A 24,229-nucleotide genomic window follows, 5' to 3' on the forward strand; every position below is an offset into this window, starting at 1 on the left:
AGCGCATGGGTGACACACCACGGTCCGGGACGGTCCTGGTGGTCGACGACGACGCGGCGATCCGCCGCTCCCTGGAGCGCGGACTCCGGCTGAACGGCTTCGCGGTGCGCACCGCCCCCGACGGCGCCCGCGCGCTCGCCGCCGTCACCGAGGAGGCGCCCGACGTGCTCGTGCTCGACGTGTCGATGCCCGGCCTCAGCGGCATCCAGGTGTGCTCCCGGCTGCGCGCCGAGGGCCGCGAACTGCCCGTGCTCATGCTCTCCGCGCTGGACGAGACCGCCGACCGGATCGCCGGCCTCCAGGCGGGCGGCGACGACTACCTCGTCAAGCCCTTCGCCCTCCAGGAACTGGTGCTCCGGCTGCGCGCCCTGCTGCGCCGCAGCCCCCCGGCCGGCCGCGAGGTGCTGCGCGCGGCCGGGCTCGTGATCGACCCCGCCGCCCACACCGCCGAGCGAGAGGGGCGCCAACTGGAGCTGACCCGGCGCGAGTTCGCCCTCCTGGAGGTGCTCGCGCGCAACACCGGTCTCGTCCTCAGCCGCGACCAGCTCCTGGAGCGCGTCTGGGGCTACGACTTCGACGTGCGCACCGACGCCGTGGACACCTTCGTCAGCTATCTGCGGCGCAAGCTGGAGGCGGACGGCTCACCCCGGCTGGTCCACACCGTGCGCGGGGTCGGCTTCGTGCTCAGGGAGACGCCGTGAAGCTCTCCACCCGGGTCGGCCTCGCCGTCGGCTGCACCGTCCCGCTGCTCGTGCTCGCCTCCGGCTGGCTGCTGCTGCACCTGGTCGCCCGCGATCTGCGCGGCGCGGGCGTGGAGCACCTGCGGCAGCGGGCCACGGCCATCGCCCCGGACGCCCGCGCCCTGCTGCGCGCCTCCGCGAACGGCCGCCCCCGGGTGGCCGACGTGCGCGAGCGGCAGCTGTTCAGCGCGGCCCTGGACGTGGGCGTACGCGTCGAGGGCGCGGGCACGTCCTTCAGCGGCGGTCCGCGGCCCGGGGACTCGGTCCGGCTGCCCGCGCCCGGCGCCGGAGTGGTGACCGTGCGGGACGGCGGCCGCGCCTGGCAGGTGCTGGCCCGCCAGGTCCGCGCCGTTGACGCGCGCGGCACGCTCTGGGTCTTCGCGCCCGACACCGCGAGCCGCGCCCAGGTCCGGCTGGTACGGCGCCGGGTGGTGCTGACCGCGCTGCCGGCGGCTCCGCTGTCCGGGCTGCTCGCCTGGGGCGCCGCGAGCGGTGCGAGTGCCCCGCTGCGGCGCCTGACGCGCCGTACCGCCGGGCTCGACCCGCGCACCGGCGGGGACCGGCCAGGCGAGGAGCGCACCGGGGTCACCGAGGTGGACGAGCTGGCCGCCACCCTGCGCACCGTCCTCGCCCGCTACGACGAACAGGCCGCGCGCACCGCCGAGGCGCTGGACACCGCCCGCTCCTTCTCCTCGGCCGCCGCGCACGAGCTGCGCACCCCGCTGATGAGCATGGGCACCAACCTCGACATCCTCGGCTTCCCCGGGCTGCCCGACGCCGACCGGGACGAGGTGCTGGCGGACCTCAGGATCGAACACGCCCGGCTGCTCGGCCTGTTGGTGATGCTGCGGGAGCTGGGGCGGGGCGACCTGGTGGAGGCGGAGACCTTCGCGCCCGTGGACCTCGGGGACGTCGCCGACGCGGCCGTGGCGGAGGCCCGCCGCCGGGACCGGGACGCCGGGATCGCCCTGGACGCGGAACCGGGGCTGTCGGTGCACGGCTGGGAGGCGGGGCTGCGGCTGCTCCTCGACAACCTGCTCGGCAACGCGCTGGCCCACGGCCGCGACGCCACGGGCGCCGCCCGGATACGGGTGAGCGTGTGGCGCGCCGGGAACGACGCCGTCCTCACGGTGACCGACCGGGGGCCCGGCATAGCGCCCGAGGCGCGGCAGCGGGTCTTCGAGCGGTTCCGGCGCGGCCCGGACAGCGCGGGCTCCGGCCTCGGCCTCACCCTGGTCGCCCAGCAGGCGGCGCTGCACCGGGGGAGCGTGGGTGTCGCCGACGGTCCGGACGGGACGGGGGCGCGTTTCGAGGTACGGCTGCCGCTCGGCGGTCCGGCGCTGCCCGGGCGACGGGACTGGCTGATCGGCACGGCGGCGCACGGCGGCACGGCGGCGCACGGCGGCACAGCGGGGACGAACCGGTCACAGGGTTTCCCCAAAGAAGGCTCCTAGCTTCTGTCCCGACGGACGGCCCGACCGGCCGTCCCGGAAGCGAAGGAGAGGCACATGCCCACACGACCGCAGGCCCGCACCCTCCTGGCCGGACTCGCGGCCGCGGCACTCCTGGCGGGCTCGGCGGGGATCGCCTCGGCCGCCGACGCCACGCCCGCCCCGAAGGCCGCCGGACCCACCGGGGACGGCGCTCGGGCGCTGTGCAAGCGGGTGCCCAGGATCGACCGCCGGCTGCACCGCGCCCTGGAGCGGCTGGACGCCGGCAAGGCCCGACGCGGCTCGGTGGCCCGGCTCCAGCAGCGCGTGGACAACGCGGAGAAGGCGGGCCACTCCGAGGTCGCCACGTTCCTCAAGGACCGGCTGGACTTCCGCAAGTCCCTGCGGACGAGCCTGGAGCAGCGGCAGAAGGACCTGAACTCGGTCGAGGACTGGTGCGCGAAGAACGACGACGGCAAGGCGGGGAGCTGATGCGTGTCGCCTCGGCCGTCCTGCTGACGGCGCTCGCGGTCCTCGCCACGGGCTGCGGCCACGACGACGCGACGACCCCGGGCGCCGGAAGCCCGGCGGCGACCGCCACCGCCACCCCGTCCGGCTACGCGGACATGAAGCAGAAGGTCGACGCCGCCGAGTCGGCGGCCGCCGCGGCCGGCCGGGACGCGACGAGCGACGCCGACAAGTAGCGGGGGAGCGGGCCGGGACGTCTCAGGTGTCCCGGCCCCTCGGTGTCCGGGCTCAGCGCTCGCCGCCCGGCACCCACAGCACGTCCCCGGTCTCCTTGTTCGCCGTGCGGGCCAGGATGAACAGCAGGTCGGAGAGGCGGTTGAGGTAGGTCGCGGTGAGCGGGTTCATCGCGTCGCCGTGCGCTTCGAGCGCGGCCCAGGTGGACCGCTCGGCCCGCCGTACGACCGTGCACGCCTGGTGCAGCAGGGCCGCGCCCGGGGTGCCGCCGGGCAGGATGAACGACCGCAGCTTCTCCAGGCGTTCGTTGAACCGGTCGCAGTCCGCCTCCAGCCGGTCCACGTAGAACTGCTCGACCCTGAGCGGCGGGAACTCGGGGTTCTCGACCACCGGCGTCGACAGATCCGCGCCCACGTCGAACAGATCGTTCTGCACCCGGGTGAGGACCGTGACGACCTCCTCCTCCAGGCCGCCCAGCGCGATGGCGGTGCCGATCACCGCGTTCGCCTCGTTGGCGTCCGCGTAGGCGGCGATCCGGAGGTCGGTCTTGGCGGTCCGGCTCATGTCGCCGAGGGCGGTGGTGCCCTGGTCGCCGGTCCTCGTGTAGATACGCGTCAGATTGACCATGCGGCCAGCGTAGTTACGCCCCGGCCGTACGGAACACCCGTGTGCCCACCGCCACGGCGAGCACGGCGAATCCGACGGCGACGAGCGAGCCGTACAGCATGTGCGCGCTCGCGTACCGGCCCACGTAGGCGTCGCGCACCGCGTCCACCAGATAGCGGAACGGCACGAGGTGCGAGAGCAGGTCCAGCCAGCGGGGACCCAGCGTCATCGGCAGCATCAGCCCGGACAGCAGCATCGACGGCACCGTCAGGGCGTTGATCAGCGGGGCGAACTCCTGCGGGGTGCGCGCCTTCATCGCCAGGGCGTACGACAGCGAGGCCAGCGACACCGTCAGCAGCGCCACGAAGGCGAAGCCGGCCAGGATGCCCGGCAGCGGTGCGCGCAGCCCCAGCACCAGCGCGGCCAGCACCAGCAGCACCGCCTGGACGACGAGGACCGTCGCGTCCCGGAGCACCCGGCCGAGCAGCAGCGCGAAACGGCTGACCGGGGTCACCCGCAGCCGCTCCACCACCCCCTGCGCGTTCTCCATGATGATCGTGAAGCCCGCGAACGAGGCGCCGAACAGGGTGAGTTGGAGCAGCAGCCCGGGGACGAGCAGCTGCCAGGAGCTGCCCCGGCCACCCAGCGGCAGCCGGGTCAGCAGCGGGCCGAAGAGGAACAGATAGAGCAGCGGCGTCAGCAGTCCGAAGAGCAGCCCGGCCCGGGAGCGCAGGGACTGGCGCAGATAGCGGCCGTAGACGAGGGCCGTGTCGTGCAGAAGCATGGGGCGTCCTAGACGGCTACGGGGGCGGAGTCGGCCGGGGCGGGCCCGCGGCCGGTGATGGCGAGGAAGGTGTCCTGGAGGGTGGCGTCGAGCGAGCCGCCGTACTCCAGCTTGAGCGCGGCCGGGGTGCCCTCGGCCGCGACCACACCCCGGTCGACGATGACCAGGCGGTCGGCGAGGGCGTCGGCCTCGTCCAGGTAGTGGGTGGTCAGGAACACGGTCGTGCCGTGCTCGTCGCGCAGCCGGCGGATCAGCTCCCACAGGTCGGCGCGGCTGCCGGGGTCCAGGCCGGTCGTCGGCTCGTCCAGGAACAGCACCCTGGGCCGGTGGGTGAGCGCCATCGCGATGTCCAGACGGCGGCGCTGGCCGCCGGAGAGCGCGCCGGCCTTGCGGTCGAGCAGCTCGGTGAGGTCCAGCTCGCGGGCGAGCTCCCCGGCGCGGGCGGTCGCCTCGGCCCTGGACAGCCGGTACAGCCGCCCCTGGGTGACGAGTTCCTCGCGCACCCCGACCTGCGGGTCGACCCCGCCGGACTGGGCGACGTAGCCGCAGACCCGGCGCACCCCGGCGGGGTCGGTCACCAGGTCGTGCCCGGCGACGGTCGCCGCGCCGCCGGTGGGCTTCAGAAGGGTCGTGAGCATGCGCAGGGTGGTGGTCTTGCCCGCGCCGTTCGGCCCGAGGAAGCCGAGGATCTCGCCCTCGCGCACGGTGAGGTCGACGCACCGTACGGCCTCCACGGGTCCTGTCTTCGTACGGAAGGTGCGGGCCAGTCCGGCCGCGCTGATGACTGCTGCCATGCCCACAGAAAAACAGAGTGACCCTAAAATTGCAACGACCCCAAAATTTCAGAGAGTCCATTTCGGGCGGGACCGCTCTACGATGACGGCATGGCAGAGGGGCTCAGGGAGCGGAAGAAGCGCGAGACCAGACAGCGGATCTCGGACATCGCCACCGGACTGTTCCTGGAGCGCGGCTTCATGGCGGTGACCATGGCGGACGTGGCCGAGGCGGCCGACGTCTCCGTGAACACGGTCTACAACTACTTCCCCGCCAAGGAGGACCTCTTCTTCGACCGCGCCGGCGGCCTGGTCGACCGGCTCACGCGCTGGGTGCGCGGACGCGACACGGGGGAGTCCGCCGCGTCCGCCGTACTGCGGGAGCTGCGCGGCGAGGTCGAGGCGGTCTCGCCCCGGGTCGGTCTGACCAAGGGCTACGACCGCTTCATGCGCGTCGTCCACGAGGCGCCGCCCCTGCGCTCGCGGCTCTGGAGCCTCCAGCAGGAGATCCAGGACCATCTGGCCGCGGCCCTGCGTGAGGAGACCGGCGCCGCCGACGGGGATCCCCGGCCCGAGCTGATGGCCGGACAGATCTGCTGGGCCCACCAGACCGTGTTCGCCGCCATCGGACGCGCCATGCTCGCCGGGCGCGAACCCGGCGAGGTCTCCCGCGAAGTGCTCGTCCTGCTCGACGACATCGAGGAGCTGCTGAGCGAGCAGGTCCTCAACTACGCGGTCCGGGAGCCCCGCTGACCGGACCGACCGTCAAAGGGTGCGAAAGCGTACGGATTTGACGGCCCGCCCCGGTCCAACCGGAACGTGACGGGTGTCTCACGCCCTGAGACCGTGACACGCGTTACTTACGGTCCTCACGGCCGCGCCCGAGCGCTAATGTCCGCCGGAGAGGAACCATAAACAGCGCGTAAGGGGTGTGGGAGTGGCTGGGAAGCTCGCCGTCATCGGAGCCGGGCTCATGGGGTCCGGAATCGCCCAGGTCGCCGCTCAGGCCGGCTGGGACGTCGTCCTGCGGGACGTCACCGACGAGGCGCTCAAGCGCGGGACCGACGGCATCCGGGCCTCGTACGACAAGTTCGTGGCCAAGGGCAAGCTCGACGCGGCCGACGCCGAGGCCGCCCTCGGCCGGATCACCCCGACCACCGATCTGGACGCGGCGGCGGACGCGGACATCGTGGTCGAAGCGGTCTTCGAGAAGCTGGAGATCAAGCACGAGATCTTCCGCGCGCTCGACAAGATCGTGCGGCCGGACACCGTGCTCGCCTCCAACACCTCCGCCATCCCGATTACCAAGATCGCGGCCGTCACCGAGCACCCCGAGCGCGTCGTCGGCGTGCACTTCTTCTCGCCGGTGCCGATGATGCGGCTGGTCGAGCTGGTCCGGGGCTACAAGACCAGCGACGAAACCCTCGCCACCGCGCGGGAGTTCGCCGAGTCGGTCGGCAAGACCTGCATCGTCGTCAACCGCGACGTCGCCGGGTTCGTCACCACCCGCCTGATCTCCGCCCTCGTGGTCGAGGCCACCAAGCTCTACGAGTCCGGCGTCGCCACGGCCGAGGACATCGACCTCGCCTGCAAGCTCGGCTTCGGACACGCCATGGGCCCGCTGGCCACCGCCGACCTCACCGGCGTGGACATCCTGCTGCACGCCACCGGCAACATCTACACCGAGAGCCAGGACGAGAAGTTCGCCCCGCCGGAGCTGATGCGCCGGATGGTGGACGCCGGTGACATCGGCCGCAAGAGCGGGCAGGGCTTCTACACGTACTGATCCGTACGGAGGCGGTACCGGATCGGCACCGACCCGGCGTCGATCCCCGTACCGATCCGTACACACCCGGACACGCACCCCCGGAGTATCACCCTCGGGGGTGAATTCGGTATCGGTTCGCTTACAAAGAGCAACCGCTCTGCCACTCACACAGTCAGACGGTGCACAGCTCCGTCATGGAGTACGCCACTCGCACTCAACGGGGAGCGCATATGTACATCAGGGGCGACCACGCCGAGCTGGTCGTCGGGGGGCGCCTCGACGTCCGCAGCGCGGCGGACGCCCGTACGGCCCTGCACGCGGCCGTCGACCACGGGATCGGCGATCTCGTGCTCGACCTGTCCGAACTGGACTCCTGGGACGCCACCGGACTCGGGGTGATCATGGGCGCCCACCGGCGGGCCGGCCGCTGCGGCCGCCGCCTGGTGCTGCGCGACGTGCCGGCGCAGATGCAGCGCCTGCTGGTCGCCACCCGGCTGCACCGCATCCTCGCCATCGAGGGCGGCATCGGCGTCGAGTCGCTGCCCCGGGTGTGACCCCCCGGCGGTGAGCCACGGGCAGTAACGGTCCTGCCCGAGCGGGCAGGTCCACGGCGGGTCCGCGGCGGGGCCGCAAGGGCGGACACGGACGCCGAACCGCACGTCGGGGGCAATCCTCACCGGACCGTGATCTCTCGGACCGCCCGGCACCCCGCTCTGTCGCGGATGCCGCCCGAAGGTTTAAGGTTCGGTCGCCCGCTGCCTCGTATCCCTTCCGGCGGGCCCGGACCAGAAGCGACAGCGCGATGTGCGGCAGGCCGGTGGGGGCCGAGACAGGGCACACGACGCTTTTGGGGAGAACCCATGGACCCGATCACTCCGGGAGCCGAGGAGCACGACCGGGCGCCGAGCCGCCGGCCGCCCCGCGACTCCCTCACCGCCCACCTCGTCCAGAGCGCCCCGGCCCTCGTCCGGACGACCCGGATCGTCACCGGTGACTTCCTGCTGACCGTCAACCCCGTCGACGGCAGCGAGATCGCGCCCGTCCCGCCCGGCAGCCCGGGCACCGGCACGCCCCGCAAGCGCAGCGCCGAGGAGCGCGCCGAGGCCGAGTACGCCGCCCTGCCGCCCGGCGCCGAGGAGTCCGAGACCGAGCTGCTCGCCCGGCAGGAGATCCGCGAGAGCCTGGTCCAGCTGCTCACCCGGGGCCGCTCCGTACGCCTGACCGGCCCGGCGGGCGCCGGCCGCACCGCCCTGCTCGACCTGGTCGCCGAGGACTGCACCGACCTCGCCCCCGACGGCGTGGTCCGGCTCACCGGCGCCCACCGCACCGCCGACGACCTGCTGCGCGACCTCTTCCACACCGTCTACGACGCCCCGCACCACCGCCCCGAGCCGGACGAACTGCGCACCCTGGTCAAGGAGATCGGCGCCGTCGTCGTCGTGGACGACCTGGAGTTCGGCGGCGCCTCGCTCGCCGACCTCCTCGACTCCACCCCCGAGTGCGCCTTCCTGCTCGGCGCCACCCCCGACATCCCCGCCCCCGCCGCCGACCTGGAGGTCGAGGAGGTCGAACTCCCCGGCCTGGACCGCAAGGCGAGCGTGGAGATACTGGAGCGCACCCTCGGCCGCGCCCTCACCGAGGAGGAGTCCAACTGGGCGGGCGACCTGTGGTTCGAGTCCGAGGGCCTGCCCCTCAGGTTCGTCCAGGCGGGCGCCCTGCTCCGGCAGCGCGAGCAACTGCGCGCGGGCGCGGGCGTGGTGGACGAGTACGGCGTCTTCCAGGACGTACGGCCCGCCGCCGAGGCGGTGTTCGGGATGACGGTCGAGGAGGACCAGGCCGAGGAGGTCCCGCTGCCCTCCCTCGGCGAGGCCGCCGCGCCCGCCCCGCTGCTCGCCTCCCGCCTCAGCTCCTCGGCCCGCGCCACGCTGCGCTTCGCCGTCGCGCTGGAGGGCGAGGTGCCCCACCAGGCCCATCTGCCCGCGCTGGTGGGCGACACCCACGCCGACGCCGCGCTCGCCGAGCTGTCGGCCTGCGGCCTGGTCTCCCGCGCCGGTGCCCGCTACCGGCTGGCGACCAGCGTGCGCACCCAGCTGGAGGCCGCCGGCTACGGCGACGCCGCCGCCGAGCGCGCGCTGACCGCCGCCCGGCACTACGCCTGGTGGGCGGGCCACCCCTCGGTCGCCCCCGAGCGGGTGTGCGCCGAGGCCGACGCGGTCCTCGCCGCGCTCGCCCTGCTCGCCCCCGCCGTACGGCAGCGGCCCGAGGGGGACGAGGAGGAGGCAGAGGAGAACTGCGCGGTACGGCTCGCGCACGCGGCCTGCGCCGCCTTCGCCGCCGGACTGCACTGGAACGCCTGGCAGCGCACCCTGCGCGTCGGCACCGAGGCCGCCCGGCTCGCCGGCGATGCGGCCGAACAGGCTTACTTCCACCACGAGTTGGGCGTACTCGCGCTGTGTGAGGGCCAGTTGGACCGGGCCCGCGGCGAACTGGAGACCTCCCAGCAGCTGCGGGCCGCGCTCGCCGACAAGCGGGGCACCGTCGCGGGCCGCCGCGCGCTCGCGCTGGTCGCCGACCGCGCGGGCGACCTGCCCGCGCTCGCCGCGCTGACGGCCGCCGAGGCGTCCGAGGCCCGAGCCGAGACCCTGCCGGTGCCCGTCGCGCTGTACGGCCCCTCCGGCGCCGGTACGGTCACGATGAGCCCGGCGGCCGACGACGGCCGGAGCGGGTTCCGTGGCACGGCCCGGCGCAATCTGGTGGCCGCCGGGTCCGGCGCGCTGCTCGTCGCCGTGCTCGGCACGGTCGTCACGCTCGGCATGACCTCGCAGCAGAACGCCGACCGCGATCCGGCGGGCAGCGTGGAGATCGACCCGTCCGCGACCCAGGGCCTGGGCGACGGCAACCTGGGCGCGGTGCCGAAGAAGGACGACGCCAAGGTCCGCCACAAGGCCGCCCCGAGCGCCCGGCCCACCGACCCGGGCCCCGACGGCACCCTCGGCACCACCGACGACCCGACCCCGTCCGCACCGGCGACCACGGCGGCCGCCGAACCGGAGGAGTCGAAGGGGACGGGCGGGGGGCACCAGCACACCCAGAAGCCCGCGCCCCGGCCGAGCCGGAGCACGGACAAGCCGGAGCCGAGCACGAAGCCCAGCGGGTCGCCGAAGCCGAGCAAGACGCCCACGACCCCGCCCGCGACGGAGAGCGAGACCCCGGACCCGACGGAGAGCGGCACCGACCCGGAGACCTCCACCTCCGCCAGCCGCCCCGTGCCGTCGAGCGCTTCACCCGTCGAGCAGTCCTCCGCCGCCCCGTCGAGCAGCGGCCCCGGCGAGGTCATCTGACCGGGGCCGTGGCCCGGGGCCGCTGACGGGGACGGTGGGGATCAGAACAGCCGCAGCTTGTCGTCCTCGATGCCGCGCATCGCGTCGTAGTCGAGGATCTGGCAGTTGATGCCCCGGTCCGTGGCGAGCACGCGGGCCTGGGGCTTGATCTCCTGGGCGGCGAAGACACCGCGCACCGGGGCGAGGTGCGGGTCGCGGTTGAGCAGCTCCAGATAGCGGGTGAGCTGCTCCACGCCGTCGATCTCACCGCGCCGCTTGATCTCGACCGCGACCGTGCCGCCGTCGGCGTCCCGGCACAGGATGTCCACCGGGCCGATGGCGGTCATGTACTCGCGGCGGATGAGCGTGTAGCCCTCGCCGAGCGTCTCGATGCGGTCGGCGAGCAGCTCCTGGAGGTGCGCTTCCACGCCGTCCTTGATCAGACCGGGGTCCACCCCGAGTTCATGGGAGGAGTCGTGCAGGATCTCCTCCATCGTGATGATCAGTTTTTCGCCCGCCTTGTTGATGACGGTCCACACCCCGCTGTCGTCCCCCGTGCCCTCCTTCAGGGTGCAGGGCGGCGACATCCAGTTGAGGGGCTTGTAGGCCCGGTCGTCCGCGTGGATGGAGACGCTGCCGTCCGCCTTGACCAGGATCAGGCGGGGAGCCGAGGGCAGGTGGGCGGTGAGCCGGCCGGCGTAGTCGACCGAGCACCGGGCAATGACGAGACGCATGGTCGGCAACGCTACTCGACGCGCCCCCGTGCACGCGATTCGCCCGGAGCCCGTTCCGTACCGCCCGCCTCAATCGCCCAGTGGGCCACCCTATTTGTCCCTGGAAACTCTTGTTCATCCCTGGCCGATTGTGACTGCAGAGCGACCGTTCCATATACGCATTCTGCTGGTGTGGTCACCGACGGTTGCCTACCGTAGGAATCGGGGGGCGCGGTGGGTGTACCGATCGTCCGGATGTCGCGCACTCCCACATCTGTCCGGCAACCCCTGCCCATCGGGGGTGCGAGAGGAGAACCCATGTCGCTCGACGTCTCACCGGCCCTACTCGAAAAGGCCGAGCGAGGCGAGGTCGACGATGCAGAATTCGTCGACTGCGTCCGGACCTCCCTGCCTTTTGCGTGGGAGATGATCAGCGCCCTGGTGGCCCGGCTGAACGTGGACGGCGGACCCTTCGCCGACAACCAGACGCCCCCGCCGGACGAGCACGCGCGCGGTGAACTGCTGCGCGTGCTCGCGAGCGACGCCATGCGCGGCGCGCTGCAGCGGCACTTCGGAGTGCGGCTTGCCTTCCAGAACTGCCACCGGGTGGCGGTGTTCCCGCTCGACCCCTCGGCCGACGAGACGCTGGCCCGGTTCACCTCGGTGCGCAGCCAGTTGCTCAACCAGTCGCCGGAACTCAGGGACTGCTGACGGCCCGGCCGGCCTGCCGCTCCGACCCGCGCAGCCCGCGCGGCCGCGGAGCGGCAGGCAGCCCGGCCGGACGCACCGCGGGGCCCGTCAGCGCAGCTGGGGCAGTACCTCGGCGCCCAGGCGCCGCAGGTTCTCCTCGGTCGCGTCCAGATCGCCGGACCCCTCGGTGAGCAGGGCGAACCGGGAGATGCCGGTGCGCTCGGCCGTCGCCGCGAGCCGGTCGGCGGCCAGCCGGGGCGTGCCCACCGGGTGCAGCCCGCAGAGCAGTTCGGTGTAGGCGTGCGGATCGCGCATCGAGCGCGGCCGGCCGTCCACCGTCACATGGGCGCCGAGACCCAGTTTCAGCCAGCCCGGCATCGCCTTCAGGAGCGTCTCCGCCGCGTCCGTACGCCGGTCCGCGAGCTGGCAGACCCCGGCCGAGACGTGCCCGGCCCCGGTGATCTCCTCGCCGGGACGGCCCGCCGCCCGCGCGTGCCGCCGCCACAGCGCGACCATCTCCGCCTTCTCCTCGTCCCCGATGTGCATCCCGAGCAGCATCGGCAGCCCGCGCTCGGCGGCCAGCCGCACGCTCGCGGGCGAGGTGCACGCGACGACCACCTCGGGTCCCGGCGTCTCGGTCAGCGACTCCGAGGGGCGCGGTACGACGGGCACCTCGCGGAACCGGTACCGCTCGCCCGAGGCCGCCACCGACGGCTCCCGCAGCCAGCGCAGCAGCAGGTCCAGCGACTCCGGGAAGCCGCGCTCGTACGCCCCGAGGCCGCTGCCGAACACCTCCAGATCGACCCAGGGGCCGCCGCGCCCCACGCCGAGGGTGAAGCGGCCGCCGCTGGTCATGTGCAGCAGGGCCGCCTGCTCGCCGACGGCGACCGGGTGGGCGGTGGGCAGCACGCTGACGGCCGTGCCGACCCGGACCCGGCGGGTGCGGCCGAGCAGCAGGGCGGCCAGGGTGATTGCCGACGGGCAGGTCCCGTACGGCACGAAGTGGTGCTCGGCCAGCCATACGGTGTCCAGGCCGGCCTCGTCGGCCACCTCCGCCGAGCGGACCGCCCGGTGCAGGGCCTCCCCGGGCCCCTGGCCCGGGAACTGGGCTGCCAGGACAAAACTTCCTACACGCATCGCAATTTCCCGCTTTCTCGGCTCCGACCGGAGCTCCCCCGCTCTCGGCATAACCACATGACACGTGCCCAGGACACGGCTCGGCAGGGGGATTTGCGGATTGTCTGCAGAATGGTCGGTTCTCTGCTGGAATGGATCGGCCCTGAAGGGGACTTGTGCGGGTTGGTTCTTTACGGGTACCCCCGGGCGGTGCCGCGTAGGCTGGACGCGGCCCGTGCTTCCTGTATAGCCCCGAGAGGTGTCCCGTGTCCCCGCGTCGCAACCGACCGAAGGCAGCCGGTGCGTCCGGCCGCAGCGCCGAGGACGAGGGGACCGGCCGGTACGGCGGCTGGCAGGCCAGCGAGAGCTGGCAGGGCGAGGACTGGAGCGTGCGCCACGTCGCGGGGGCGAGCGCCGAGGGCAAGACCTACCGCTGCCCCGGCTGCGACCAGTTGATCGCCTCCGGCGTCCCGCACGTGGTGGCCTGGCCCCAGCACGCGGGCGTCGACGACCGCCGGCACTGGCACAAGGCCTGCTGGAACGCGAAGGACCGCCGCACCACGAGGGTGCGACGGCCCGGTGGCGCGCCGAGGTTCTGAATCCCGCGCGGGCTACACGTCCCGGCTACACGTCCCGGCTCCGCAGCAGCGCGTACGCCGCCGCGTAGGCCGCGGCCGTCACCCCCAGCATGATCCACACCGGCTCCCAGCCCGACGGCCCGGAGTGGCTCAGGGTGTTGTCGTAGAAGACGCCCATCTGGCTCGGGATCGAGTATTCGAGCAGCGCCTCCTGGACCTTCTCCAGCGAGGACGTGTTCATGAACAGGGCGATCACCAGCGGGGCGAGCACCGCGCCGATCATGAGGGTGATGGCGCCCGCCGAGTGCCGGATCATCGAGCCGACCAGCAGCGAGATGAGCCCGACCAGCGCGATGAAGAGGCTGATGCCGACCGTGGCCTTCAGCCAGTCCTGGGCGGTCGGCGAGTCGACGCCGTTGCCGTCCAGGAGCGAGGTCTGCACCAGGCCCGTCACCGTCACGGTCACCAGCGTCACCACGAACGCGAGGACGAAGAACACGATCGACTTCGCGGCGAGCACCCGGCCCCGGGTCGGGCAGGCCGTCATCGTCGTACGGATCATGCCCGTGCCGTACTCCGAGGCCGTGGTCAGCACGCCGAGCGTGATCACGCAGACCATGCCGAGCAGCAGTCCGAAGAAGCCCAGGGCGAGCGCGGTCGAGCCGGACATCTCGGTGTCGGTGCCGCGCACCGCGAGCGCGACCATCAGGCCGATGCCGAGCACGAGCAGCACGAACACGCCCAGCGTCCACAGCGTCGAGCGCACCGACCTGATCTTCGTCCACTCCGAGGCCAGCGCGTGCCCGAGATGGGTGCGCACGACGGGGATGGGCGAGCTGTAGCCGGGGTACGGACCGCCGCTCACGGCGGCCTCGGCTGCCTGCGGCAGCGGGGTCTGGTGCGTGCTCATCGGGCGTCCTCGGGCTGGGTCGGTTCGGCGGCCTTGTCGTCCGCTCCGGCGGAGCGCGCGGGCGCGGCCGCCGGGGCCGGCTGCGGGGCCGGCTGCGCGGCCGGGGGAGCGGTGGCGGGGGCCGGCGGCGGGGCGTCCTGTGCGGGCGCCGCGTACGGGTTCGGGGCGCCGGCGGCCGCCGGGCCGTACCCGCCGCCGTACGGCCCGGAGGCCGGTGTCTGCGGGGCGTACGGGGTGCCCGGCCGGGGCGGCGGCGGGGCGTACCAGCCCGGCTGGCCCTGGCCCGGCACCGGCATCGGGGGCTGGACGCCCGGCGGCAGCGGCTGCTGGAGGCCCGAGCGCTGGTCGGTGGTCGAGCGGTAGTCGACCACGCCCTGCGTCATCCGCATGTACGCCTCCTCCAGCGAGGCCTGGTGCGGGGACAGCTCCCACAGCCGTACGTCCGCGCCGTGCGCGAGGTCGCTGATGCGGGGCAGCGGCAAGCCGGTCACCCGCAGCGCGCCGTCCGGCTCCGGCAGCACATGGCCGCCCGCCTCGGTGAGCGCGGCCGTCAACTTCTCGCGCTGCTCCGGCTCGTCCCCGGGCGTGCGCACGCGGGCGAAGTCGGCGGAGTTGGCGGAGATGAACTCCGTCACGCTCATGTCGGCCATCAACTGGCCGCGTCCGATCACGATGAGGTGGTCGGCGGTCAGCGCCATCTCGCTCATCAGATGCGAGGAGACGAAGACCGTACGGCCCTCGGCCGCGAGCGCCTTCATCAGATTGCGCACCCAGAGGATGCCCTCGGGGTCGAGGCCGTTGACCGGCTCGTCGAAGAGCAGCACCTGCGGGTCGCCGAGGAGCGCGGCCGCGATGCCGAGCCGCTGGCCCATGCCGAGCGAGAAGCCCTTGGAACGCCGGCGCGCCACGTCCTGGAGGCCGACCACACCGAGCACCTCGTCCACCCGGCGGGCCGGGATGCCGGACAGCTGGGCCAGGCTCAGCAGGTGCTGGCGGGCCGTACGGCCGCCGTGCACCGCCTTGGCGTCGAGAAGGGCGCCGACCTGGCGGGGCGCGTTGGGCAGCTTGGCGTACGGATGACCGCCGATGGTCACCGTGCCCGCCGTCGGGTTGTCCAGCCCGAGGATCATGCGCATGGTCGTGGACTTGCCCGACCCGTTGGGCCCGAGGAAGCCCGTCACCGCGCCCGGACGCACCTGGAAGGAGAGGTTGTGCACTGCGGTCTTGTCACCGTAGCGCTTGGTCAGGCCTGCCGCCTCGATCATGCTCCGCACCCATCGGAAGGTTCAGGACAGCGGGGCGCACGCCCCCCGTAAGGGTTAGGAGGATAGCCGGGCGCTGACGGTTCCGCTCAAGAGAAAGTAAAGCCAGAGCTTCACCCGGCGTGTCCGAAAGGGTTCGGGCGGCCCGGCCGGACACCGTGACGATCATGCCAGGACCGGGCGAAGCCCCCTGCCGACTGCAACGGAAGGGGGCTCCGCCCGGTCCTGGCGACCGTACGAACGAAGGCCGCGCGGGTACTAGCGCGTCTGCTGCGCCGGGACGCCGCGCGAGACCGGCTCGTCCTCGGCCGGAGCGCCGGCGGCGGCCACCGCGGCACCGGTCAGCGTGGCCAGCATCTCGCGGACGTTGGTCAGCTGGGCGTTGATGCTGTCGCGACGGTTGGTCAGGGCGGCCAGCTCGCGCTCGGACTCCGAACGGATGCGGTCGGCCTTGGCGTTGGCGTCCGCCACGATGTCCTCGGCCTGACGCTGCGCCGTCTCCACCGTCTGACGGGCCCGGCGGTCGGCGTCGGTGCGCAGCTTCTCCGCCTCCAGACGGAGCTGCTCGGCGCGGTGCTCGATCTCGGCCAGCCGCTTCTCCGCCTTCTGCTGGCGGGAGGCGAGGTCGCGCTCGGACTGCTCGCGGCGCTTGGCGAGGTTCGTCTCGAAGTCGGCGGCGGCCTGCGCGGCCTTGGCGCGGGTCTCCTCGAAGAGGGCGTCCGCCTCCTCGCGCTTGGACTGCGCGTCCTTCTGCGCGTCGGACCGCAGCTGGGCCGCGTCGCCCTTCGCCTTCTCGACGATCCGGACGCCCTCGTCCTCGGACTTCGCCTTGCGCTCGGCGGCGAACGACTCGGCGTCGTTACGCACCTGCTGGGCGGCGGACTCGGCCAGCTCGCGGTGCTGTTCGGCCGCGCGCCGGGCCTCCTCGCGCAGGTCCTTCGCCTCTTCCTCGGCGAGCCGAAGGATCTTCTCGACCCGCGCGCCGAGACCCGCGTACGACGGCTCGGCGTCGGTGATCTGGGCCTGGGCGTTCTGCGTTTCGAGGTGGAGCTCCTCGATGCGCTTCTCCAGAGCGGTGATCCGGGAGAGCGCGCTGTCACGGTCGGAGACGAGCTTGGAGATGCGTTCGTCCACCTGAGCGCGGTCGTATCCACGCCGCACAAGCTCGAAGCCGTAGGGGGAAGTGTCGCTCATGGGGTTCCTGTCGAATGAGACCGGTGAGGTGATAGGTGGAATCCTAGGCGCCGAAGCGGTGTGTCATCGAGCGGATACGTGTTTGATCAATAGAATGACACCTCTTTCGGGTGGCCGGACCCCTGACAACTTGCCAAAGACCCGGCCGCACACCCCGCCCCACCCGGCACACCGCTCCGGCCGCTAGTTCTCCTGGGATTTGCCACCCGATCGGGGTGCGCCCACCGTGGCGCCCGCCTTGACCCCGCCGTCCTTGGCACCCGGACCCTCGAAGGACTCCAGCGCCTCCAGGACGTCCTGGACACGCGAGATCTCCGTGTTGATGTCCTCGCGCCGGCGCACCAGCAACTCCAGCTCGCGCTTGCCCTCTTCGACCGTCTGCCGGGCCTCGCGGATCGCCTCGGCCTTCAGCTCCTCGGCCTCCTTGACCAGCTTCGCCTTCTTCTGCTCGGCCTCCTTGAGCAGCCCCTCCGCCTTCTTGACGGCGGCGATGCGCACCTTGCTCGCCTCCGAACTGGCCTCCGAGACCAGCTCCTTGGCCTTCGTCTGCGCCTTGGCGAGCTGCTCCTCGGCCTGCTTGACGAGGTGGTCGCAGCGGTCGCCGGTCGACTTCATCGTCTCGGCCGCCTCACGACGGGCCCGCTCGTGCAGCTCCTCGATCTCGGAGGTGATCCGGTCGCGCAGCTCCTCCGCGCGCTCCCGGATCGCCGTCGCGTCCCGGCGCGCCCCGACCAGAAGCTCGTCGGCGTCCGTACGGGACTTCTCCACACGGGAGTTGCCCTCCACCGTCGCCTCGCCGACGATCCGCTCCGCCTCGGTGCGGGCCGCGCCCACCATCGAGTCGGCCTGCGCCTCCGCGTCCGCGGTGGTCTGCTGCGCCTGCTGACGCGCCTCGGCGAGCAGCTTGTCCGCCTCGGCCGCCGTCTCCGTGATGAGCGTGTCGACCTGCTCGGCCGCCTCGGAGCGCCGCTTGTTGGCCTCCTGGCGCGCCTCGTCCAGCGTCCGCTCGGCCTCCTCGCGCGCCGAGCCGACCAGCCGCTCGGCCTCCGACTCCGCCTCGGTGCGCACCCGTTCGGCGTCCGCGCGCATCCGCTCCGCGTGCCGCTGGGCCGTACCCACCGTCTCGGCGGCCTCGGCACGCAGCCGCTCCGCGTCGTCGGTCGCGTCCGCGATCAGCCGCTCCGCGCCCGCGACCGCCTCCGCGCGCACCCGCTCGGCCTCGGCGGCCGTCTCGCTCTGGAGCCGCTCCGCCTCCGACGTCGCCTCGGTGATGAGGGTGTCCACCTGCGTCGCCGCGTCCGAGCGGATGCGGTTGGCGTCCTCGCGGGCGTCCGCCCGGGTGCGGGACGCCGCCTGGTCCGCCTCGGCCAGCGCGTCGGACGCCTCGGTGCGCACCCGCTGCGCGTACTCCGAGGACTCCGCGCGCAGCCGCTCGGACTCCGTGATCGCCTCCGCGACCGTGCGCTCCGCGAGCGACTTGGCCTCCTCGGCCTCCTCGTTCGCCTCCCGGCGCAGCCGTGCCGCGTCCTCGCCCGCGCGCTCCCGCTCGGCGTAGGCGTCGGTGCGGACGCGGTCCGCCTCCTCCTCCGCCTCCCGGCGCGTACGCTCCGCCGCGTGCTCGGCGGCCGAGCGCAGCCCGGCGATCTCCTCCTGGGCCTGCTCGTGCAGCCCGGAGACCGACTCGCGCACCTGCTGGGCGTGCTGCTCGGCGGCGGACACCATCTCGGTGGCACGCCGGTCGGCCTCCTCGACCAGGCGGGTGGCCTCGGTCTGGGCCTCCTCCACGCGCTTGCGCGCCGAGGCGAGCAGCTCCTCGCTCTGCTCGCGGGCCCGCTCACGCTCCTGGTCCGCCTCCTCGCGGGCCGAACCGAGCAGCTCCTCCGCCTCCCGGCGGCGGCGCGCGGCCTCCTCCTGGGCGGCGGCCAGCGTCTCGGACGCCTCGGTGGCCAGCCGCTCGGCGGCGGCCTGCGCCTCCGCGCGCACCCGGTCCGCGGTGTCCTGCGCCTCCACCTTGAGCCGCTCGGCCTCCGCCGCGGCCTCGGACCGCAGCCGTACGGCCACGGACTCGCCCTCGGCGCGCGAGGCGGACGCGTCGGCCGCGGCCTCGTCGCGCAGCCGCTCGGCCTCGGCCTCGGCCTGCTGCTGGAGCGTACGGATGCGCTCGGCGGCCTCCGACCGCAGCCGCTCGGCCTCCTCGCCCGCCTCCCGGCGGATCCGGGACGCCTCCTCGCGGGCCTCGGTCAGCGCCCGCTCCGCCGACTCCAGGCGGTCCTGTGCCTCCGTCTGGAGCCGCGTCAGCTCGGCGGCGGCCTCCTCGCGGCGCGCCTCGGCGGCCCGCTCGGCCTCCTCGCGCAGCTCGCGCCCGGCCCGCTCGGCGTCCTCGCGGACCGTCTCGGCCCGCTCCTCGGCCTCGGCCTTGAGCCGCTCGGCCTCCTTGCGGGTGCGCTCCAGAGTCTCCTCGGCCTGACGGCGCAGCGCGGTGGCGCGCTCGATGGCCTCGGTGCGGACCTTCTCGCTGTCCGTGGTGGCCGTCTTGCGCAGCTCGTCGGCGTCCGCCTTGGCCTTGGAGAGCAGCTCCTCGGCGGACTTGGCCGCCTCCTCGATCTGCGCCACCGCCTCGCGGCGGGCCTCGGCGCGGATCGACTCGCCCTCTTCGACCGCGTCGGCGCGCAGCTGCTCGGCCTCGCCGCGCAGGCGACGGGCCTCCTCCTGCAGCTCGACCGTCTTGGCCCGGTACTCCTTGGTGTCGTCCTTGGCCGTGCCCTTGAGCTGCTCGGCCAGGTCGTGCGCCTCGGCACGCAGCCGGTCCGCCTCGGCCTCGGCCTCCGAGCGGATGCGCTCGGCCTCCTCGGTGGCGGCCTTCGTGGTCCGACGGGCGTCCTCCGACGCCTTGTTGAGCACGTCCTCGGCGGTGCGGGCGGCCTTCGACAGCTGACTCGCCGTCTCCTCCGCGGTCGCGTTGCGGGCCTTCTCCCCGGCCTCCGCGAGGATCTTCTCCGCCTCGGCGCGGGCGTCGGCGACCAGCTGCTCGGCGTCGGCCTTGGTGGTCTCCGCCTCCTTGGTGGCCTCGCCGACGAGCCGGGCGACCTGCTCCTTTGCCGTGCGCGTACGCGTCTCGTTGGCCGCCTCGGCACTGGAGATGGCCTTGGCGGCACGCTCCTCGGCCTCCGCGACCAGCTTGTCGGCCTCCGAACGCGCGCTGCGCAGCGCCCGCTCGGCCTCCGCCATGCGCTCCTCGGCCGTACGGCTCAGCTCGGCGGCCTGCCGGCGCGCGGCGTCCGACTCGCTGACCGTGGACGACCGCACCTGCTCGGCGTGGTCGGTGGCCTCCTGGGCCTGCGCGGAAGCCGCGTTCAGCAGCCGCTCGGCGTCCGTGCGGGCGCGGCGCAGGATCTGCTCGGCCTCCGAACGGGCCGCCTCGGCGTCGGTGCGCAGCCGGTCGCGGGCCTCCCGCGTCAGCCGCTCGGCCTCCGCGCGGGCCGCGGCCATCGCCTGCTCGGCCTCCGCGCGCGACTCGTCGAGCAGCCGGCGCGCCTGCTGCTCGGTACGGGCGCGCAACTGCTCGGCCCACGCCACGTTCTCGTTGACGTGCGACTCGACGGTCTGCCGGCGCTCCGCCAGCTCCTGGTCGAGCTGCTGGCGACGGGTGACCGCCTCCTGATGCAGCTCCGCCTGGAGCCGGGCCGCCTGCTCGGCGTGCTCCTGCAGGATGCGCTGGGTCTGCGCGCGGGCCTGACTCAGCTCCCGTTCCGCGTCCTGCCGCAACTGCTCGGCCTGCACCTGGGCATTACGCAGCAACTGCTCGGCCTGATAGCCGATGTCGCCGCCCTCGTAGGAGGGCCTGGTCATCAGGGTGCGGCGCGCCTCGTGCAGCTTGGCGCGCAGCACCTCGACCTGGTAGCCGAGGTCCTCGGCGTGCTGGATCGCCTTTTCCCGCTCGGTCTTCAGCCGCTTCATCTCGGCCTCGAACCGAGAGAGGTGGTCGACGTCAGCCGCCGGCTCTCGCTCCTGGCTCTCGTAGCCCCGCACTGCGCGGTCCCATCCGTCCCCTGGTCAGCTTCTCCAACGAGCTCCGTCCGTCTGCCGAACGGGGCCCCCGGGGAATGGTGTCAGATCAACGGTGGAGCACGGGCTGCTGCCCCGTCGCTCGTCCCCCAACCCGGACCCCGGCATCGGTCGTCCCCCGTGTTCGGAGACGACCGCCCCCAACCCTACCGGCCCTTATGTACGAAGGTCAGTGGTCAGGTGACTCAACCGAGGCCGAAGTGACCAGTTCTGTCAGGACTCCGTGGCAATCCTTCGGGTGCAGGAAGGTGATCCTCGACCCCATGGACCCACGTCGTGGCTCGTCGTACAGAACGCGTACGCCCTTGCCGCGGATGTCCTCGGAGTCCGTGTCCACATCCGCCGTACCGAAGGCGATGTGATGGACGCCCTCCCCATTCTTGGCGAGCCATTTGCCGACCGCGGAGTCCTCGCGGGTCGGTTCGAGGAGCTGGAGATAGGAGGCGCCGCCGTCGGACGTCTCGTTGATCTTGAGCATGGCCTCGCGCACGCCCTGCTCTTCGTTCACCTCGGTGTGGAACACCTCGAAGCCGTAGGTGGTCCGGTAGAACTCGACGGTGGCGTCGAGGTCGTGGCAGGCGATCCCGATGTGGTCGATTCGCGTCAGCATGTTTTCAGTGCAGCGCGTGCGAGGTGGTTACGCAACGTGCGCGCGATCACACCGTACGCCCGGTGACGGGTTCCGGTACCGGTCAGTACATTCGAAGTAAACCCTCGTTCACTCCTCGGCTGTGCAGGCCGGTAAGGGGATCGCAGCTCATGTCTTCTGGAACGACCACCTCCGTGATCGTCGCGGGCGCCCGTACGCCCATGGGACGGTTGCTCGGTTCGCTGAAGTCCTTCTCGGGTGCCGACCTGGGCGGCTTCGCCATCAAGGCCGCCCTCGACCGCGCCGGCATCGGCGGCGACCAGGTCCAGTACGTGATCATGGGCCAGGTGCTCCAGGCCGGCGCGGGCCAGATCCCGGCCCGCCAGGCGGCCGTCAAGGCGGGCATCCCGATGAGCGTCCCGGCGCTCACCGTCAACAAGGTGTGCCTCTCGGGGCTCGACGCGATCGCGCTCGCGGACCAGCTGATCCGCGCGGGCGAGTTCGACATCGTGGTCGCGGGCGGCCAGGAGTCCATGACCAACGCCCCGCACCTGCTGCCCAAGTCCCGTGAGGGCTTCAAGTACGGCGCGATCGAGATGCTCGACTCCATGGCGTACGACGGGCTGACCGACTCCTTCGAGGGCATCGCCATGGGCGAGTCCACCGAGAAGCACAACACCCGGCTCGGCATCGGCCGGCCCGAGCAGGACGAGATCGCCGCGCTGTCCCACCAGCGGGCCGCCGCCGCGCAGAAGAACGGCCTGTTCGAGGCCGAGATCACCCCGGTGGAGATCCCGCAGCGCAAGGGCGAGCCGGTGCTCTTCAGCAAGGACGAGGGCATCCGGGGCGACACCACCGCCGAGTCGCTCGGCAAGCTGCGCCCCGCCTTCGCCAAGGACGGCACGATCACCGCCGGGTCCGCCTCGCAGATCTCCGACGGCGCGGCCGCCGTGGTCGTGATGAGCAAGGCCAAGGCCGAGGAGCTGGGCCTTCAGTGGCTCGCGGAGATCGGGGCGCACGGCAATGTGGCGGGGCCGGACAACTCGCTCCAGTCGCAGCCGTCCCACGCGATCGAGCATGCCCTGAAGAAGGAGGGGCTTGAGGTCGCGGACCTCGACCTCATCGAGATCAACGAGGCCTTCGCGGCGGTCGCCGTGCAGTCAATGAACGACCTCGGCGTGTCCACGGAAAAGGTGAACGTCAACGGCGGCGCCATCGCGCTGGGCCACCCGATCGGCATGTCCGGCGCCCGGCTCGTCCTCCACCTGGCGCTGGAGCTCAAGCGCCGGGGCGGCGGGGTCGGCGCGGCCGCGCTGTGCGGGGGCGGCGGGCAGGGTGACGCGCTGATCGTGCGGGTACCGAAGGGCTGAGGGAGTCTTTTCCGGCGGGTTTGATTCCGGCGGGTTTGATTTCGGCGGTGTGGTCCCGGCGGTGCGAGCGGTCGGCGGTGTGGTCCCGGTGGCGTGAGTGGCCGGCGGTGCGGTTTCGGCGGCGTGAGCTGTCGGGGGTGCGGCCGGCCGGCGGCGCGAGTGACTGGTGGCGCGGACGACCGGTGGCGTGAGTGGCCGGCGGTGCGAGTGGCTGGCGGTGCGATTTCGGCGGCGTGAGCTGTCGGCGGTGCGAGTGAACGGAGCTGTGGTGATGCGGGACGTCTCCTCTCTGGTGGCCGAGGCGCGAGAAGGGCGGCCCCGGGCCGTCGCCCGGCTGATCTCCCTGGTGGAGGGGGCGTCCCCGCAGCTCAGGGAGGTCATGGCGGCGCTCGCCCCGCTGACCGGCAACGCGTACGTCGTCGGTCTGACCGGCTCGCCGGGGGTCGGCAAGTCGACCACCACCTCCGCGCTCGTCACCGCCTACCGCAAACAGGGCAAGCGGGTCGGCGTCCTCGCCGTCGACCCGTCCTCCCCGTTCTCCGGGGGCGCCCTGCTCGGGGACCGGGTGCGGATGTCCGACCACGCCTCCGACCCCGGTGTCTACATCCGCTCCATGGCCACCCGCGGCCACCTCGGCGGCCTCGCCTGGGCGGCACCGCAGGCGATCCGCGTGCTGGACGCGGCGGGCTGCGACGTGATCCTCGTGGAGACCGTCGGCGTGGGCCAGTCGGAGGTCGAGATCGCCTCCCAGGCGGACACCTCCGTCGTCCTGCTCGCCCCCGGCATGGGCGACGGCATCCAGGCGGCCAAGGCCGGAATCCTGGAGATCGGCGACGTGTACGTCGTCAACAAGGCCGACCGGGACGGGGCCGACGCCACCGCCCGCGAGCTGAACCACATGCTCGGCCTCGGCGAGGCCCGCGGCCCCGGCGACTGGCGGCCGCCCATCGTCAAGACGGTCGCCGCCCGCTCCGAGGGCGTGGACGAGGTGGTCGAGGCCCTGGAGAAGCACCGGGCCTGGATGGAGGAGCACGGCGTCCTCACCGAGCGCCGCCGCGCCCGCGCCGCCCGCGAGGTGGAAACGATCGCGGTGACGTCCTTGCGTGAACGCATCGGCGACCTCCACGGCGCCCACGACCTCCCCAGCCTCGCGGGCCGCGTCACCACGGGCGAACTGGACCCGTACGCGGCAGCAGACCGACTGCTCACGGGGCTGACGCGGGAGGCGGGGGAGGGCTGAGCGGAGGCCGGGGCCGGGGGCGGGCTGACCTGGGGGGCCGGGGACCGAGAGCTGGGGCCGGGGCGGGGCTGACGCGGGCGCTGCCCCCGAGCCGGGCCCGGGACTGGGAGCTGAGGCCGGGGGCTGGGAGCTGGGGACCGGGAGCTGGGGGCCGGGGCGGGGCTGACGTGGGCGCTGCCCCCGAGCGGGGCCCGGGGCTGGGAGCTGAGGCCGGGAGCGGGAGCCCGGGAGCCGGGGGCTGGGGACCGAGAGCTGGGAGCTGGGGGCCGGGGCGGGGCTGACGCGGGCGCTGCCCCCGAGCGGGGCCCGGGGCTGGGAGCTGAGGCCGGGAGCGGGAGCCCGGGAGCCGGGGGCTGGGGACCGAGAGCTGGGAGCTGGG

Annotated in this window: 22 protein-coding genes; 12 read left to right on the top strand and 10 right to left on the bottom strand. The window is 73.2% G+C overall.

Features of this window, described 5'->3' with window-relative positions; translation table 11 throughout:
• Positions 1 to 5 precede the first annotated feature (5 nt).
• The 4 genes from AB0898_RS04470 to AB0898_RS04485 are packed head-to-tail and all read left to right on the top strand — an operon-like array spanning position 6 to position 2,874.
• Positions 6 to 701 (top strand): response regulator transcription factor, encoded by a 696-nt coding sequence (locus tag AB0898_RS04470; protein ID WP_366801294.1) that lies wholly within the window; start codon positions 6 to 8, stop codon positions 699 to 701.
• Positions 698 to 2,194, top strand: a complete 1,497-nt coding sequence (locus tag AB0898_RS04475; protein ID WP_366801295.1) for a HAMP domain-containing sensor histidine kinase — start codon at positions 698 to 700, stop codon at positions 2,192 to 2,194. The genes AB0898_RS04470 and AB0898_RS04475 overlap by 4 nt, the downstream gene beginning before the upstream one ends.
• Positions 2,195 to 2,248: 54 nt before the next feature.
• Complete coding sequence (locus AB0898_RS04480; protein WP_366801296.1) at positions 2,249 to 2,662, top strand: hypothetical protein; 414 nt, start codon at positions 2,249 to 2,251, stop codon at positions 2,660 to 2,662.
• The gene (locus AB0898_RS04485; protein WP_366801297.1) at positions 2,662 to 2,874 is read left to right on the top strand and encodes a hypothetical protein; all 213 of its coding nucleotides are present in this window, start codon (positions 2,662 to 2,664) and stop codon (positions 2,872 to 2,874) included. The genes AB0898_RS04480 and AB0898_RS04485 overlap by 1 nt, the downstream gene beginning before the upstream one ends.
• A gap of 52 nt (positions 2,875 to 2,926) precedes the next feature.
• Here the strand turns inward: AB0898_RS04485 and AB0898_RS04490 are convergent, their stop codons facing one another.
• The 3 genes from AB0898_RS04490 to AB0898_RS04500 are packed head-to-tail and all read right to left on the bottom strand — an operon-like array spanning position 2,927 to position 5,056.
• A complete protein-coding gene (locus tag AB0898_RS04490; protein ID WP_366801299.1) occupies positions 2,927 to 3,499 on the bottom strand; it encodes a cob(I)yrinic acid a,c-diamide adenosyltransferase in 573 nt (190 codons plus the stop codon).
• A gap of 13 nt (positions 3,500 to 3,512) precedes the next feature.
• Complete coding sequence (locus AB0898_RS04495) at positions 3,513 to 4,262, bottom strand: ABC transporter permease (protein ID WP_366801300.1); 750 nt, start codon at positions 4,260 to 4,262, stop codon at positions 3,513 to 3,515.
• A gap of 8 nt (positions 4,263 to 4,270) precedes the next feature.
• On the bottom strand, positions 4,271 to 5,056 hold the full coding sequence (locus tag AB0898_RS04500) for an ATP-binding cassette domain-containing protein (protein ID WP_366801301.1): 786 nt from the start codon (positions 5,054 to 5,056) through the stop codon (positions 4,271 to 4,273).
• 90 nt (positions 5,057 to 5,146) lie between these two features.
• On the opposite strand from AB0898_RS04500, the gene AB0898_RS04505 reads away from it, so the two are divergent.
• From AB0898_RS04505 to AB0898_RS04520, 4 genes are all read left to right on the top strand, one after another.
• Positions 5,147 to 5,788, top strand: coding sequence for a TetR/AcrR family transcriptional regulator (locus AB0898_RS04505; RefSeq protein WP_366801302.1), 642 nt, complete (start codon positions 5,147 to 5,149; stop codon positions 5,786 to 5,788).
• A gap of 184 nt (positions 5,789 to 5,972) precedes the next feature.
• Positions 5,973 to 6,821 (top strand): 3-hydroxyacyl-CoA dehydrogenase family protein, encoded by an 849-nt coding sequence (locus AB0898_RS04510; RefSeq protein ID WP_366801303.1) that lies wholly within the window; start codon positions 5,973 to 5,975, stop codon positions 6,819 to 6,821.
• 212 nt (positions 6,822 to 7,033) lie between these two features.
• On the top strand, positions 7,034 to 7,357 hold the full coding sequence (locus AB0898_RS04515; protein ID WP_199587311.1) for an STAS domain-containing protein: 324 nt from the start codon (positions 7,034 to 7,036) through the stop codon (positions 7,355 to 7,357).
• 306 nt (positions 7,358 to 7,663) lie between these two features.
• Positions 7,664 to 10,144, top strand: a complete 2,481-nt coding sequence (locus AB0898_RS04520) for an ATP-binding protein (protein ID WP_366801304.1) — start codon at positions 7,664 to 7,666, stop codon at positions 10,142 to 10,144.
• A 41-nt stretch (positions 10,145 to 10,185) separates the two neighbouring features.
• Here the strand turns inward: AB0898_RS04520 and nucS are convergent, their stop codons facing one another.
• Complete coding sequence (nucS, locus tag AB0898_RS04525; RefSeq protein ID WP_018544534.1) at positions 10,186 to 10,857, bottom strand: endonuclease NucS; 672 nt, start codon at positions 10,855 to 10,857, stop codon at positions 10,186 to 10,188.
• Between the two features lie 297 nt (positions 10,858 to 11,154).
• Between nucS and AB0898_RS04530 the strand changes: the two genes are divergently transcribed.
• Complete coding sequence (locus AB0898_RS04530) at positions 11,155 to 11,547, top strand: SCO5389 family protein (RefSeq protein WP_161181269.1); 393 nt, start codon at positions 11,155 to 11,157, stop codon at positions 11,545 to 11,547.
• Positions 11,548 to 11,634: 87 nt separating this feature from the next.
• Here AB0898_RS04530 and AB0898_RS04535 read toward each other — a convergent pair whose 3' ends face one another.
• Positions 11,635 to 12,663 carry an LLM class flavin-dependent oxidoreductase gene (locus tag AB0898_RS04535; protein ID WP_366801305.1) on the bottom strand — a complete coding sequence of 343 codons (1,029 nt, stop codon included), beginning with the start codon at positions 12,661 to 12,663 and terminating at the stop codon, positions 11,635 to 11,637.
• 245 nt (positions 12,664 to 12,908) lie between these two features.
• Between AB0898_RS04535 and AB0898_RS04540 the strand changes: the two genes are divergently transcribed.
• Positions 12,909 to 13,241, top strand: a complete 333-nt coding sequence (locus tag AB0898_RS04540) for an ATP/GTP-binding protein (protein WP_366801306.1) — start codon at positions 12,909 to 12,911, stop codon at positions 13,239 to 13,241.
• 25 nt (positions 13,242 to 13,266) lie between these two features.
• Here AB0898_RS04540 and AB0898_RS04545 read toward each other — a convergent pair whose 3' ends face one another.
• The 5 genes from AB0898_RS04545 to mce all read right to left on the bottom strand — a co-directional run bounded on the left by AB0898_RS04545 (position 13,267) and on the right by mce (position 21,261).
• On the bottom strand, positions 13,267 to 14,130 hold the full coding sequence (locus AB0898_RS04545) for an ABC transporter permease subunit (RefSeq protein ID WP_366801308.1): 864 nt from the start codon (positions 14,128 to 14,130) through the stop codon (positions 13,267 to 13,269).
• Positions 14,127 to 15,395 (bottom strand): ABC transporter ATP-binding protein, encoded by a 1,269-nt coding sequence (locus tag AB0898_RS04550; protein WP_366801309.1) that lies wholly within the window; start codon positions 15,393 to 15,395, stop codon positions 14,127 to 14,129. Before AB0898_RS04550 ends, AB0898_RS04545 begins: the two co-directional genes overlap by 4 nt.
• 255 nt (positions 15,396 to 15,650) lie before the next feature.
• A complete protein-coding gene (locus AB0898_RS04555) occupies positions 15,651 to 16,586 on the bottom strand; it encodes a cellulose-binding protein (protein WP_366801310.1) in 936 nt (311 codons plus the stop codon).
• A gap of 183 nt (positions 16,587 to 16,769) precedes the next feature.
• On the bottom strand, positions 16,770 to 20,615 hold the full coding sequence (scy, locus tag AB0898_RS04560; protein WP_366801311.1) for a polarized growth protein Scy: 3,846 nt from the start codon (positions 20,613 to 20,615) through the stop codon (positions 16,770 to 16,772).
• Positions 20,616 to 20,820: 205 nt separating this feature from the next.
• Positions 20,821 to 21,261, bottom strand: a complete 441-nt coding sequence (gene mce, locus AB0898_RS04565; RefSeq protein WP_366801312.1) for a methylmalonyl-CoA epimerase — start codon at positions 21,259 to 21,261, stop codon at positions 20,821 to 20,823.
• Positions 21,262 to 21,410: 149 nt separating this feature from the next.
• On the opposite strand from mce, the gene AB0898_RS04570 reads away from it, so the two are divergent.
• Both AB0898_RS04570 and meaB read left to right on the top strand, forming a co-directional pair.
• Positions 21,411 to 22,610, top strand: coding sequence for an acetyl-CoA C-acetyltransferase (locus tag AB0898_RS04570; protein ID WP_366801313.1), 1,200 nt, complete (start codon positions 21,411 to 21,413; stop codon positions 22,608 to 22,610).
• Between the two features lie 271 nt (positions 22,611 to 22,881).
• Positions 22,882 to 23,850, top strand: coding sequence for a methylmalonyl Co-A mutase-associated GTPase MeaB (gene meaB / locus AB0898_RS04575; RefSeq protein ID WP_366801314.1), 969 nt, complete (start codon positions 22,882 to 22,884; stop codon positions 23,848 to 23,850).
• The last annotated feature ends 379 nt before the right edge of the window (positions 23,851 to 24,229 follow it).

The organism is Streptomyces sp. NPDC005435, assembly GCF_040703155.1.
Classification (GTDB): Bacteria; Actinomycetota; Actinomycetes; order Streptomycetales; family Streptomycetaceae; genus Streptomyces.